Origin of the sequence: Aurantimonas sp. 22II-16-19i (assembly GCF_002088275.1) — a bacterium.
GTDB lineage: Bacteria > Pseudomonadota > Alphaproteobacteria > Rhizobiales > Rhizobiaceae > Jiella.
In genome coordinates, this window is sequence record NZ_AQQS01000001.1 from 23,167 (window position 1) to 36,022 (window position 12,856).

Annotated in this window: 16 protein-coding genes; 6 read left to right on the top strand and 10 right to left on the bottom strand. The window is 66.6% G+C overall.

Annotation, left to right across the window (positions count from 1 at the left end; translation table 11 throughout):
• Window positions 1-54 precede the first annotated feature (54 nt).
• The 6 genes from thrS to ATO4_RS00160 all read right to left on the bottom strand — a co-directional run bounded on the left by thrS (window position 55) and on the right by ATO4_RS00160 (window position 4,173).
• The gene (thrS, locus tag ATO4_RS00135) at window positions 55-2,070 is read right to left on the bottom strand and encodes a threonine--tRNA ligase (protein WP_083589793.1); all 2,016 of its coding nucleotides are present in this window, start codon (window positions 2,068-2,070) and stop codon (window positions 55-57) included.
• A 367-nt stretch (window positions 2,071-2,437) separates the two neighbouring features.
• The gene (locus ATO4_RS00140) at window positions 2,438-2,614 is read right to left on the bottom strand and encodes a DUF1508 domain-containing protein (RefSeq protein ID WP_083589380.1); all 177 of its coding nucleotides are present in this window, start codon (window positions 2,612-2,614) and stop codon (window positions 2,438-2,440) included.
• Between the two features lie 86 nt (window positions 2,615-2,700).
• Window positions 2,701-2,967, bottom strand: a complete 267-nt coding sequence (gene yidD, locus ATO4_RS00145; RefSeq protein WP_083589381.1) for a membrane protein insertion efficiency factor YidD — start codon at window positions 2,965-2,967, stop codon at window positions 2,701-2,703.
• On the bottom strand, window positions 2,945-3,307 hold the full coding sequence (locus tag ATO4_RS00150; protein WP_083589382.1) for a HepT-like ribonuclease domain-containing protein: 363 nt from the start codon (window positions 3,305-3,307) through the stop codon (window positions 2,945-2,947). The genes yidD and ATO4_RS00150 overlap by 23 nt, the downstream gene beginning before the upstream one ends.
• A complete protein-coding gene (locus tag ATO4_RS00155) occupies window positions 3,304-3,594 on the bottom strand; it encodes a nucleotidyltransferase family protein (RefSeq protein ID WP_083589383.1) in 291 nt (96 codons plus the stop codon). Before ATO4_RS00155 ends, ATO4_RS00150 begins: the two co-directional genes overlap by 4 nt.
• A gap of 132 nt (window positions 3,595-3,726) precedes the next feature.
• Complete coding sequence (locus tag ATO4_RS00160; protein ID WP_083589384.1) at window positions 3,727-4,173, bottom strand: iron-sulfur cluster assembly scaffold protein; 447 nt, start codon at window positions 4,171-4,173, stop codon at window positions 3,727-3,729.
• A gap of 274 nt (window positions 4,174-4,447) precedes the next feature.
• Between ATO4_RS00160 and folE the strand changes: the two genes are divergently transcribed.
• From folE to ATO4_RS00175, 3 genes are all read left to right on the top strand, one after another.
• Window positions 4,448-5,071: a GTP cyclohydrolase I FolE gene (gene folE / locus ATO4_RS00165; RefSeq protein WP_083589794.1), complete on the top strand. Its 624-nt coding sequence runs from the start codon at window positions 4,448-4,450 to the stop codon at window positions 5,069-5,071.
• Between the two features lie 16 nt (window positions 5,072-5,087).
• A complete protein-coding gene (hisI, locus tag ATO4_RS00170; protein WP_083589385.1) occupies window positions 5,088-5,513 on the top strand; it encodes a phosphoribosyl-AMP cyclohydrolase in 426 nt (141 codons plus the stop codon).
• Between the two features lie 105 nt (window positions 5,514-5,618).
• On the top strand, window positions 5,619-6,617 hold the full coding sequence (locus ATO4_RS00175) for a patatin-like phospholipase family protein (protein ID WP_083589386.1): 999 nt from the start codon (window positions 5,619-5,621) through the stop codon (window positions 6,615-6,617).
• Window positions 6,618-6,780: 163 nt separating this feature from the next.
• Here the strand turns inward: ATO4_RS00175 and ATO4_RS00180 are convergent, their stop codons facing one another.
• A complete protein-coding gene (locus ATO4_RS00180; protein WP_083589387.1) occupies window positions 6,781-7,212 on the bottom strand; it encodes a CBS domain-containing protein in 432 nt (143 codons plus the stop codon).
• A 115-nt stretch (window positions 7,213-7,327) separates the two neighbouring features.
• A complete protein-coding gene (locus ATO4_RS00185; RefSeq protein WP_245308487.1) occupies window positions 7,328-8,077 on the bottom strand; it encodes a rhomboid family intramembrane serine protease in 750 nt (249 codons plus the stop codon).
• A gap of 589 nt (window positions 8,078-8,666) precedes the next feature.
• Between ATO4_RS00185 and ATO4_RS00190 the strand changes: the two genes are divergently transcribed.
• Together ATO4_RS00190 and ATO4_RS00195 are read left to right on the top strand one after the other, a co-directional pair.
• On the top strand, window positions 8,667-9,266 hold the full coding sequence (locus tag ATO4_RS00190) for a PilZ domain-containing protein (RefSeq protein ID WP_245308488.1): 600 nt from the start codon (window positions 8,667-8,669) through the stop codon (window positions 9,264-9,266).
• 80 nt (window positions 9,267-9,346) lie between these two features.
• Window positions 9,347-9,958, top strand: a complete 612-nt coding sequence (locus ATO4_RS00195; protein WP_083589389.1) for a glutathione S-transferase family protein — start codon at window positions 9,347-9,349, stop codon at window positions 9,956-9,958.
• Between the two features lie 163 nt (window positions 9,959-10,121).
• Here the strand turns inward: ATO4_RS00195 and ATO4_RS00200 are convergent, their stop codons facing one another.
• On the bottom strand, window positions 10,122-10,652 hold the full coding sequence (locus tag ATO4_RS00200; protein ID WP_083589390.1) for a superoxide dismutase family protein: 531 nt from the start codon (window positions 10,650-10,652) through the stop codon (window positions 10,122-10,124).
• Window positions 10,653-10,916: 264 nt separating this feature from the next.
• Window positions 10,917-11,621, bottom strand: coding sequence for a GntR family transcriptional regulator (locus tag ATO4_RS00205; protein ID WP_083589391.1), 705 nt, complete (start codon window positions 11,619-11,621; stop codon window positions 10,917-10,919).
• Window positions 11,622-11,807: 186 nt separating this feature from the next.
• Between ATO4_RS00205 and dctP the strand changes: the two genes are divergently transcribed.
• Window positions 11,808-12,797: a TRAP transporter substrate-binding protein DctP gene (dctP, locus tag ATO4_RS00210; protein WP_083589392.1), complete on the top strand. Its 990-nt coding sequence runs from the start codon at window positions 11,808-11,810 to the stop codon at window positions 12,795-12,797.
• Window positions 12,798-12,856: the final 59 nt, after the last annotated feature.

Consider the following 12,856-nt stretch of genomic DNA (forward strand, 5'->3'; position numbering starts at 1 on the left):
ACGCCCGGCGGACGTGCGGCTTTTCCTGGTTCGATCAGCCGGTGTGAGCGAAAGTCAGGCGGCGGGCGCCTGTGTGGCCCTTGCGGCCCGGTCGCGCTTCAGGTCCGGCGGCACGGCCTCTTCGGACAGGGCGGCGAGCGCCGCGTCGAGGGACAGCGAGGTCTGGTCCTTCGAGCCGAGCCGGCGGATGTTGACCGTCCGCTCTTCGGCTTCCCGCTTGCCGCAGACCAGCATCACCGGAACCTTGGCGAGCGAGTGCTCGCGGACCTTGTAGTTGATCTTCTCGTTGCGCAGGTCGACGCTCGCCCTGAGGCCCGCCGCCTTCAGCGCCGCGACGACCTCCATGGCGTAGTCGTCGGCCTCCGAGGTGATGGTCGCGACGACCACCTGCTCGGGCGCGAACCACAGCGGCATGTGGCCGGCGAAGTTCTCGATCAGGATGCCGAGGAAGCGCTCCATCGAGCCGCAGATCGCCCGGTGGATCATCACCGGCTGCTTCTTTTCGGAGTTCTGGTCGATGTAGAAGGCGCCGAAGCGCTCCGGCAGGTTGAAGTCGACCTGGGTGGTGCCGCACTGCCATTCCCGGCCGATGGCATCGCGCAGGGTGTATTCGAACTTCGGCCCGTAGAACGCGCCCTCGCCCGGCAGGATGCCGGTCTTGATCCTGCCGCCGGATCTGGCGGCGATCTCTTCGAGGACCTTCGTCATGATCGTCTCGGCGCGGTCCCAGCTCTCGTCGGAGCCGACGCGCTTTTCCGGCCGGGTCGAGAGCTTCACGACGACTTCCTCGAAGCCGAAGTCCTCGTAGACCGAGAGGATCAGGTCGTTGATCCGCAGGCACTCCGCCGCCATCTGCTCCTCGGTGCAGAAGACATGGGCGTCGTCCTGGGTGAAGCCGCGCACACGCAACAGGCCATGCAGCGCGCCGGACGGCTCGTAGCGGTGGACGTTACCGAATTCCGCAAGCCTGATAGGCAGTTCGCGGTAGGACTTCAGACCGTGCTTGAAGATCTGCACGTGGCCGGGACAGTTCATCGGCTTGATCGCGAAGACCCGGTGGTCGGCCTCCTCGTCGTCCGGATGGGTGAAGGCGTGGGCCGACTTCACCGCGAACATGTTCTCCTGGTACCAGCCCCAGTGGCCGGAGGTCTCCCATAGCGACTTGTCGAGGATCTGCGGCGCGTTGACCTCGTCATAGACGCCGTCGAGCCGGCGGCGCATGTAGGAGACGAGGGTCTGGAACATCTTCCAGCCCTTGCCGTGCCAGAACACGACGCCCGGCCCCTCTTCCTGGAAGTGGAACAGATCCATCTCGCGGCCGAGCCGGCGATGATCGCGCTTTTCCGCCTCCTCGAGCATGTGGAGGTAGTTCGCCAGCTGCTCCTTGGTGGCCCAGGCGGTGCCGTAGATGCGGCTGAGCATCGCGTTGTTCGAATCGCCGCGCCAATAGGCGCCGGCAACCTTCATCAATTTGAAGTTCTCGCCGATGTGGCCGGTCGAGACCATGTGCGGCCCGCGGCAGAGATCGAACCACTCGCCTTGGCTGTAGATCTTGAGATCCTGCCCCTCGGGGATCGCGTCGACCAGCTCGACCTTGTAGTTCTCGCCCTTGTCGCGGAAGACCTGCTTAGCCTTCTCGCGCGACCAGACTTCCTTCGAGAAGGGCGCATTGCGGCGGATGATCTCGGCCATCTTCTTCTCGATGACCGGCAGGTCCTCGGGCGTGAAGGGCTCGTTCTTGGCAAAATCGTAATAGAAGCCGTTCTCGATCACCGGGCCGATGGTCACCTGGGTGCCGGGCCACAGCTCCTGCACGGCCTCGGCCATCACATGGGCCGCGTCGTGGCGGATCAGTTCCAGCGCGCGCGGATCGTCGCGGGTGAGGATTTCGAGGCCGCCCGAACGGCCGACCGGGTCGGCGAGATCGCGCACCTCGCCGTCGAGGGCGTAGGCGACGGCCTTCTTGGCCAGCGACTTGGAAATGCCGGCGGCGATCTCCGCGCCGCTGATCGCGGCGTCGAAGGAGCGTTCGGAACCATCGGGAAATGTGAGGGAAACGGCTTGCGTCATGGTCATGTCTCCTGGGGTCCAGTCCCGCCTACGAGCGCGGGTGGGGTGTGATTTGTCGGCGCGGCGAGCCCTCGCCGCCCTTGCCCTGATGCTGCCCATGCCGCGAGGTTGGATGCGGCGTCGTTTCGGGTGCGGCAGCGCCGTTCCTATAAGCGGCGCAAACTGTCCACTCAAGTGGGAACCGGACGATGCCATCGCCAGTCGGCTGCCCGGCCGGCCGATCGGACCCGCCGAAGCCGAGCCGGCGGGCCACCGTCGGTCCCAGCGTCGAGACTGGTCGAATCGCGTCAATCAAGGTGCGCGGCGGGCGCGGCGACCTTGCGTGGCACAGACCGCCGCGTTGCGGTCGCGGAGCAGGCCGTGGAGGCTACTCCACCTCCTCGGTCGGAGCCTCCGGCACAAACTTCTTGATCGATTCGATGGCCCGGTGAGCGCCCGATTTCGAGGCGTAGCCCTCGGTCGAGAAGATGATTTCGCTGTTGTACTTGAAGCGGACGCGGTACTCGCCCGCCTTGTCCTTGTAGACCTCGAACCTGTGGGCCATGGTCACCCCCCTCTCCGAACGGAAGACGACGGTCCGACACAGCCTTGCGGAAGTCAATCGCCGCGGCGTTGCGGCAAATCGCGCCGTCAGGCATCCGGGACGTTGTCGATGCCGGAGGTCCCGAACGGTCCGCATTTGGCGACGCGCCGCGCCGCGAGCCAGCCGCCGCGCATCAGCCCGTGGCGGGCGACCGCCTCATAGGCATATTCGGAACAGGTGGGAATGTGGCGGCAATGGCTGCCGACCAGCGGCGAGAACGTCAGCTGGTACAGCCGCACGAAACCGACCCCGAGCAGGCGGCCGGGGGTCTTTCGCCAGGGGCCGGTATAGTTACGAGAGAGGTTCGCCGACATCGATGAGAATCGGTTCGAGTTGTCGCCGCAGCTTCGGAACGGAAGTTGTCGCAGTCAGCCAGAGCCGCCTGGGGTCGAGGGTGTCGTAACTGTGCACGAGGCGATGGCGCATCGTTGCAGCCTCCACGAAAGGAATGTCGGGATGCGCGGCAACGAAGTCCGGGAAGCCGCCGCGAAGCTGGTAGGCCATCTCGCCGACAAGTTCGATCGCTTTTGCAAGCGCCAATTCATGAACCTCGTCGTCGCGCACGCTCTCCCACGACATCCTGCCACTGAGGCGGGCGACCCTGGCGCAAGCCTCATGCAGAGCAGACAGGACTTCGCGCAGCTCCTTATTCATAGCGATCGAAATTCTCGCTGGATCCGCCGAAGAACGCGCGGCGAGAACTCTCCCTCAAGGCGAATGTCGATCCGGGCTCCGGTTCTTGCGGCGAGATCGAGTTCCAGCCTGGCAAGTTGAAAATAGTCGAGCGGGTCGTGCCCCTCCACGATGATGTCGAGATCGCTCGCCTCCGTATCCTCGCCTCGTGCCACCGAGCCGAAGATGCGGGGATTGCTGACCGGGTAGCGTGACAGGATTTCGCGGATCGTCTCGCGATGCTTTTCGAGCGCTTCGGAAGGCTTCATCGCTGCTTCTCCGTCCTAACCCAAGCTCTTCGCCGCAGCGCCGACTCGCATTGCGGGCCAGTTTATCGCAGGCTTCGCAGATCCGCGTCATTGTGGCCGGCTCGGTCGCACATGCCGCCTCCGGCCGCCGCCTCAGGCCGCCTCGCCGCGCCGTTCCGCCTCGATCTTGTCCAGCGCCTCGACGACGGCGTCGAAGGTCAGCATGGTCGAGGCATGGCGCGCCTTGTGATCGCGGACCGGCTCCAGATATTTCAGGTCCTCGAAGCGGCCCTCCGGCGGCGCGGCATTCTCCTTCAGCATCGCCCGCATCGCCTCGCGCACCCGGCGAAGCTCGTCCGGTGTCGAGCCGACGATGTGGCGGGCCATCACCGAGGACGAGGCCTGGCCGAGGGCGCAGGCCTTCACCTCGTGGGCGAAGTCCGACACGAGGCCGTCCTCCACCTTGAGGTCGATCGTCACGGTGGACCCACACAGTCGTGAATGCGCCGTGGCGCTGGCATCGGCATCGGCAAGCCTGCCGATGCGCGGAATATTGCCCGCGAATTCGAGAATGCGGGCATTATAGACGTCGTCGATCACAGTATTTTTCCCAGGTCGAGGTTTTTCCCTGCGGCCCTGTCAAAGGGCTATCTGCCCAATTATATAGGGGCCCGGTCGCCGCTTCGATAGGTTGCCAGAACAGCGGCCGCTTCGGGCCTCCATCGGTCGCTTCCAACGGCCGTCACTCCGCGAGGAACAAGACGCCTTGAAGAAGCCCGTCAATGCCGCCAGCGAAGGCCGTTCCGGCGGCGCCCCCGACGTCCATTCCCTGTGGGTGGCAGCACGGATTCCGACCTTTCCGGAGCATGAGAACATGGAAGCAGTGGTCAAGAAATTCCCGGAAAAGCCGGAAGACGACGATCTCCAGCGGCCGAGCCGTGCCGAAGCCGAAGCTGCGGTGGCGACGCTCCTGCGCTGGATCGGCGAGAACCCGAAGCGCGAAGGGCTGAAGGAAACGCCGAAGCGGGTCGTCAAGGCCTATGAGGAGCTGTTCGGCGGCTACGGGCACGAGCCGAGCGAGGTTCTCGGTCGCGTCTTCGAGGAAGTTGCCGGCTACAACGACATCGTGCTCGTCAAGGATATCTCCTTCCACACGCACTGCGAGCACCACATGGTGCCCGTCCTCGGCAAGGCGCACGTCGCCTATCTGCCCGACGGAAAGGTACTGGGACTGTCGAAGATCGCACGGCTGGTCGACATGTTCGGACGGCGGCTGCAGACGCAGGAAGCGATGACGGCCCAGATCGCCGATGCCCTCGACCGGACCCTGAAGCCGCGGGGCGTGGCGGTGATCCTGGAAGCCGAGCACCTGTGCATGTCCATGCGCGGCATCCGCAGCCACGGCTCCTCCACCTATACCGGCACCTATCGCGGCGTCTTCGCCGACGATCAGGTGCAGCAGGACCGGATCCTGCGCCTCATCGGCCTTAGCGCCTGAGGCGCAGCGAGACGCCATGACGCAATCCGCCTTCTCTGCCCCTTCCACTGACAAGAGCGAACAGGAAGAGGGAGCGTCGCTTCGCCCGCGCTTCGACGCGAACGGCCTGATCACGGCCGTCACGACCGATCACGCGAGCGGCGATCTCCTGATGGTCGCTCACATGAACGCCGAGGCGTTCGACCGGACGCTCGCCACCGGCTACGCCCACTACTGGTCGCGCTCGCGCGGCACGCTCTGGAAGAAGGGCGAGAGTTCCGGGGCGCTGCAGGTCGTCAGGGAGATCCGCGTCGACTGCGACCAGGACGCCGTCTGGCTGAAGGTCGAGTGCGAACGGCGCGAGGACACCTGTCACACGGGCAGGACGTCCTGCTTCTACAGGGTGGTGCGAACCGAGGATCGCCGTCTCGAAACGGTGATCGATCCGCAACCGCCGAGATGACACTCCATGCCCCGCTCGCGCTCCCTGGGCCTTCGATCCTTAACACGATGGTCAAGAGTTCGGCCTAGGCTGGTCTATCTCGAGGACCGAGACCGGAGGGCAGCCATGCTCGAGCGTGTATTCGGTTGGCGCGACGAACCCATCGGCCAGCCACAGCCTGCGTCGCGCCCCGTGCCGACGCCACCCAAGCCATCCGCGGGCATCGCGCTCGCCCTTGGCGGCGGCGCGGCACGCGGCTGGGCCCATATCGGGGTTCTGAAGGCTCTCGACGAATATCAGGTGCCGATCTCGATGATCGCCGGCACGTCGATCGGCGCGCTGGTGGGCGGCTGCTACCTCGCCGGAAAGCTGCCTGAGCTGGAAGACTTCGCCCGGTCGCTGACCCGGCGCGGCCTCATCCGCTATCTGGACTTCCGCATCGGCGGCGCCGGCCTGATCGGCGGCCTGAGGCTGTCGCGCCGGCTCGCCGAGGCGCTGCACGACACCCGGATCGAGGATCTCGACCGACCGCTGATCTGCGTTGCGACGGACGCCCAGACAGGCCACGAGGTCTGGCTCGATTCCGGCCTCTTGGTTCTCGCCATGCGTGCGTCCTATGCCCTGCCCGGCGTCTTCGAGCCGGTCATGTGCGGCGGGCGGCGGCTGATGGACGGGGCGCTCGTCAATCCCGTTCCCGCCAATGTCTGCCGGGTCTTCGAGCAGCAGAACGTCATGGCGGTCAACCTGCACTACGACCTGTTCGGCCGCGCCGCCGTCCTGAGGATGCGGGCGAGCGACGATGCGCCGGTCGGCGAAGACGCCTTCCGGGCGGTCGCGCCGCAGGACGACGACGAACGCGACGCGGCGACCCAGCGGCGCAAGAAGCTCGGCCTCACCCGGACCATGGTCGACGCCTTCAACATCATCCAGGACCGCATCTCGCGCGCCCGCCTCGCCGGCGACCCGCCGGACCTGTCGCTGCAGCCGCGGGTTCGCGACATCGGGCTGTGGGAATTCTTCCGAGCCGCCGAAGCCATCGAGATCGGCTACAGCGCGACCAAGAGCCGCATGTCGGAGATCCAGCGCCTCGCCGAAAGCTATCCCCCCGAGCCGCTACGGCTCTGAGCCTTGCGGCGGCACCACGTGCGGCGAATGGCGAGATATCGCTGCAGGCGAGCGGACGCCAGCCGGCTTGCCTCGGCCCGCCGGGGGGCGACCGCGAACCTCATCGACGGGCGGCGTCGACACTGGTCCCCCGCCGGGCCAGCATCGGCGCCTATGGCGAAGGTCAGCCGGCGGCGATGTATTCGCGCATCTGCTCGGCTTCCCGCTCCGCCTCCTCGATCTTCGTCTTGACCACGTCGCCGATCGACACGATCCCGGACAGACGCCCGCCGTCGATCACCGGAAGGTGGCGGAAGCGCCCCTTCGTCATGATCGCCAGCACCTCCTCGATGGCCGTCTCGCTGCTGCAGGTCTTCACCTTGACGGTCATCGCCTCGCCGATGGGCTTTTCGAGGACGCCGGCGCCGAACTTCGCCAGCACCCGCACCACGTCGCGTTCGGAGACGATGCCCGCGACGCGGCCCGCCTCGTCGACCAGCACGATCGCGCCGATCCGCCGTTCGGCGAGCACCTGCACCACCTCCGCCAGAGAAACCTCCGGCCGAAGGGTGAAGACGTCGGCTCCCTTCGCCTTCAGTATGTGACCGACATTCATCGTGGCCTCCCTTTGTCGTAGTCTCCAAAGGTGAGACAGCCGCGGCCCGAGGGCAAGCCCCCTGATGAAGGGCATCGATCACCGGGGGGCGGCGGGGCCCGAAGGTGCCAGCCGCTTACGCGCCTCGCCCGCCCCGCCGGTCGAACAGCGGCAGGCAGAAGAAGCCGAAGGCGAAGCCGCCGAGATGCGCCTCCCAGGCCACCTCGCCGCCGCCCGTGAAGGCGCCGCCGACGCCGCTGCCGACGAAGAAGTTGGTGGCGAAGAAGGCGATGATGAACACCAGCACCGTGCGGTCGGACAGCGCCGCGGCGACCGAGATCGCCGGCGGCTGGCGGCCGGGCAGCATGCGGTACGGTCCCGAGCGGACGAAGGCGAAGCGGCAGGCGCCGCCCATCAGCGCCGAGACGATTCCCGACGCGCCGATCACCGGTACCTCGAGCCCGACATTGGCCAGGTAGAACGCGGCGGCTCCGGCGATCGATCCGGCGGCGCAGAACGCCAGGAAGCGGGCGAGCCCGAGCCGTCGCGCCACCGGCGTTCCGAAGGCGAGGAACCAGATGGTGTTCATGCCGAGATGGGCCCAGCTGCCATGCAGGAAGGCGTAGGTGATGGGCGACCAGAGGTCGGCACCGGCCGGTCGCAGCTGGCAGAGCGAGTCCGCGGCGCCATAGCAGCTCGGAATGAAGGAGAAGTCCAGGATGATCCGGGCGTCGGCGATCTGGCCGATCGCCAGCGTCCGATAGGCGTGAACGAGGGCCATAAAGGCCAGGAGGACGAGGATGACGCCCGGGACGTTGAAGGCCGGCGGCGGCCGCCGCGCCGGACCGCGAGGATCGACGGCGCTCGAAACTTCAGGCTCGGACACGACTTCTCCATCAGCGTTCTGCGATCCGGGCGGACCGGGCGGCCAGGACGAGCGAGGCGCAAGCGCCTGAAGACCGCCGACCGCAACCGCATTCGCATATCCGTCGCCGCGTGGAAACGGCATGCGCGTCGATCACACCCCAGCCGGCGCACGAGCCGCGCCGCCATCGTTGCAGAGGGCCGCCGTCCAGCGACGCCGCAGGGCCGCATTTCCGGGCCGAGGGAGAGCAGTCGTCGCCCTGCCAGTCGAGAAACGTCCCGGCCTCCGACGCGCGGCTGCGGCACGCAAAAAAAACCGCCAAGTCCAAAGGGACCCGGCGGCTCGAAAAAAGTCGGCCACGGCGATTGTGGCGAATCTGCGCTACGGAGCCCGAAGGTGTCCGCAGGCTTCAGGTATCTCCCGAGCCGGCTGGCGGCAAACGAATCTTGCCAAATTCGTTAACGTTTCGAACTTTCCGGAATCTGCGACACTCCGCCGCAGATGCCGCGAAAATGCCATGGACCCGGTACCCTTCCTTAACCGTTTTCCCGGTATCTTCGGCGCCGTGGCGTGACGAAGAATCCGACCGAGGGGGCGGAGCGAGATGAACATGATGGCTCATGCCGTGAGACACGAAGCGCCGGATCGTCGCCGGTTCAGCCGCGTCGATCTCGACCTTCTCGGCCGCTTCATGCGCGAGGACTTCCAGGAATTCCCCTGCCGGGTGGAGAACATGTCGCCGGGCGGCATCGCCGTGGCGACGACGGTCGAACCGCGCACGGGCGAACGGATCATCTTCTACATCGACCATATCGGCCGCCTCGAGGGCAGCGTCGCGCGTCTCTATCCGGGCGGCTTTGCCGTCGATCTCGTCAATTCCGAGCGCAAGCGGGAAAAACTCGCCGCTCAGCTGACCTGGTTCGCCAATCGCAGCGAACTGGACCTGCCGGAAGATCGCCGGCATCAGCGCCTCCAGCCGAAGGACCCGCGCGTCGAGATCGGCCTCGACGACGGCCGCCGCTACACCGTCAAGATCATCGACCTGTCGCTGTCCGGCGCGGCGGTGCAGTCCTCGGTCCGCCCGGCGCTCAACTCGCGGGTCACGCTCGGCCTGATGCAGGGCCGCGTCGTTCGTCACCTGGAAGAGGGCTTCGCGATCGAATTCGCCTCCATCCAGACGGAACAGGCGCTGACGAGCATGTTCGGCTGATCGCTGACTTCACCGGAATGAATTGGCCAATCGCCGCGTGATGGCGCTAGAACCCACCAGCTTCGGTGGAGACCTGCAGCATGATCACGATCTACGGCATGCCGGATTCGGGCAATTGCTACAAGCCGCGCCTGATCTGCGCGCTCACCGGTCGCCGTTTCCGGCATGTCGAGGTCTCGACCCATGACGGCGGGACGAAGCGGGCCGACTATCTCGCGAGGAACGCCAACGGCAAGGTGCCGCTGCTCGAGACGGAGGACGGGCGTTACCTGCCCGAATCGAACGCCATGCTCTGGTATCTCGGCGAAGGCACGCCGTTCATCCCGGCGGATCCGTTCGAGCGGGCGGAGATGCTGTCCTGGATGTTCTTCGAGCAGTACAGCCACGAACCGACCATCGCCGTCCGCCGCTCGCTGACGATCTACCCGCAACTGGCGCAAGTCGCGACCAGGGAGCGTCTCGCAGAAACGATGGAGGGCGGCCTGAAGGCCCTTCGCGTGATGGAGAAGCGCCTCGCCGGCAGCGATTGGCTTGCCGGCCAGACCGCCAGCCTCGCCGACATCGCGCTCTATGCCTATACGCATGTCGCCGAGGAAGGCGGCTTCGAACTTCCGGCATTTACGGCCATCGAAGCGTGGTTGCGACGCGTCGAGGCTCTGCCGGGATATCGACCGATGGGCTGGCTGCCCTGAGGGACCTGCGCCGTCGGCCGAGCGCTGCTCAGACGCCACGGGCTGTCAGTTAGAGGCCTCCGGCGGCAGCGTGTGCCGCCGGGGGCCTGGGTGTTTCGGGCGTTCCTGCGGATGAGGCGGCAGGGCGCGACGTCCCTGCCCGGCCATCACGCCGCCGGCAACGTCACTTCGCCGGGAAGATGACGCCGCAGGCGATCCGGCTGCCGGCATCGCCCGCCGGCTGCGAGGCGTAGTCGTCCGCGCCGGAATGGATCATCAGCGCCGAGCCGTCCTCGTCGTCGAGCGGAGCGTCGCCGCCGGTCATCGAAACATTCGGATTGAAGACGGAGACCTTCACCGCGCCGTCGGTCGCCACGACGTTCGGCATGTCGCCGGCATGGGGTCCGGTCTCACCCATGTAGCCGTGGTCGACATCGCCCGGGTTGTAATGGCCGCCGGCGGAGCTGAAGTCGCCCTCGCAGACGCCCGTCTCGTGGATGTGGAAGCCATGGGTCCCGCCCGGCAGATTCTGCAGGTCCGCCTCGATCAGCACGCCATGCGGCGTCGGCACGAAGGAGGCCGTTCCCATCGAGGCGCCGTCGGAGCCCTTCAATTCGACGTTCCTGGCGTCCTGCATGTCGGTCTTGTCCTGGGCAACGGCGGCGGTCGACGCCAGCAGCACCGGGATCAGGGCGGCGAAAGCAAGTCTCGTCATCGGCGATCTCCTCTTGAATGGTCGAGCGGCCGAGGGGCCGCTTGGTCCGATGGGGACATAGCCTAGGCATCGGCGATACCAACCGGGGCCCCGGCCTCACAAAGCAGTGACCCGGCCCACGTCCGACGGACGTCTCGATGCACCCGAGCGAGCGGCCATGGCAGGCCGGCGCCCCTCGTCCGCCCTTCGCCCAGCCGGTCGTTGCCGCGGCTCGCAATGGCAGACGGCTCGCGCCGAAGCATGGTTCATGCGCAATTCTGAAGATCAGCCGCGCGGCTTCAGGCTGGCGACGAGGTCGGCGAAGCGCTCGCCCTGGACCATGATGTGGACCTTCAGCTCGGCCTCGGCACGCTCGCCGTCCCCGGCGTTTATCGCGGCGACGATCCGGCGGTGCTCGGCCAGCGACTGATGCATGCGCTGGGGCACCCGCAGCTGCAGCCGGCGAAAGGCCTTCAGCCGCTGGTGCAGGCGCCGCGCCTCGCCGGCGAGGAAGCCGTTGCCGCAGGCGCCGTAGATCGCATCGTGGAACCGCTCGTTCTCGTAATAGTAGTCGTCGGGCGCGTTGCGGGCCGCGGCGGCTTCGCAGGCGGCGAGCGCTCCCTCAAGCCGCGCCCGGCCGGCCGCATCGATGCGCCGCGCGGCCAGCCGCCCGGCCATCGCCTCGAGTTCCGCCATCACCTCGAACATCTCGACGAGATCGGCGAGCCCGGTCTCGCGCACGAAGGCGCCGCGATTGGGGATCTGCTCGACGAGCCCGGCCGATGCCAGCTGGTTGATCGCCTCGCGGACCGGGGTGCGCGAGACGCCGAAGCGCTTCGCCACCGCCTGCTCGTCGAGGCGCTCGCCGGCGCCCCGCTCGCCGGTGACGATCTCCTGCTCGAGAATGTCGCGGATGTCGCCGGACCTCGCCCGCCTCTCGGCCTGCCGGCGCGCGCCGGCCACGGATTGCCTCTCGGCCGTTTCGGTCATCTCGCCGCCTGTCCCGGCGCCTGCCGACCATCTGACGGTCGGGCTGTGGCTTTTGCGGTTTCCATCGGGTTATCGTATACAATCTCCTTGACACGGTGTGCAAGCCGATGTTGGCTCCGATCAAGGCTTGGAGGAGCCTGGGGCTGTCTTGCGACACGTCTCCAACGAAAACGGGAGGAATGACAGATGAAGAGATTGCTGCTTTCGACGATCTGCGGGCTCGCGCTCTGCGGCACCGCCCTCGCCCAGGACGTCACCCTACGCGCGTCGCACCAGTGGCCCGGCGGCAAGGGCGACGTGCGCGACGAGATGGTCCAGCTGATCGGCAAGGAACTCGAAAAGGCCAATGTCGGGGTCAAGCTGCAGGTGTTTCCGGGCGAGTCGCTGTTCAAGGCCAAGGACCAGTGGGGTGCCGTCACCAAGGGCCAGATCGACATGACGGCCTTCCCGCTGGATTACGCCTCCGGCCGCCATCCGGCCTTCTCGGCGACGCTGATGCCGGGCCTCGTCGGCAGCCACGAGCGCGCCCAGCGCCTGAACGATTCCGATTTCATGAAGGCGATCAAGGCCGAGGTCGAAGAGGCTGGGGCGATCGTCCTGTCCGACGCCTGGCTCGCCGGCGGCTTCGTCTCGTCGACGGAATGCATCACCTCGCCGGAGACCGCCAAGGGGCAGGTGCTGCGCGCCGCGGGTCCGGCCTTCGAAGAGATGCTGGTCGGTGCCGGATCGTCGATCTCGTCGATGCCGTCCTCGGAAATCTACACCGGCATGCAGCAGAACGTTCTGACCGGGGCCAACACCTCGTCGGGCTCGCTCATCTCCTATCGCATCTACGAGCTGGCCAAGTGCCTGACCGCGCCGGGCGAGAACGCGCTGTGGTTCATGTACGAGCCGATCCTGATGTCGAAGCGCTCCTTCGACCGGCTGAACGAAGAGCAGCAGAAGGCCGTCATGGCCGCCGGCCAGGCCGCCGAGGACTATTTCGCCGGGGAGGCCGAGAAGCTCGATAGCGAACTCGTCGACGTCTACAAGGAGAACGGCGTCGAGGTGACGACGATGTCGAAGGAGAACTACGACGCCTGGCTGAAGATCGCCAAGGAGACCTCCTACAAGAACTTCGCCGAGAAGGTGCCGAACGGCCAGAAGCTGATCGACGACGCCCTCGCCGTCGAGTGAACGGCATGATCCTGCCGGGGTCGCGCATTGCGCGCGATCCCGGCGACATCGGTTCGAGG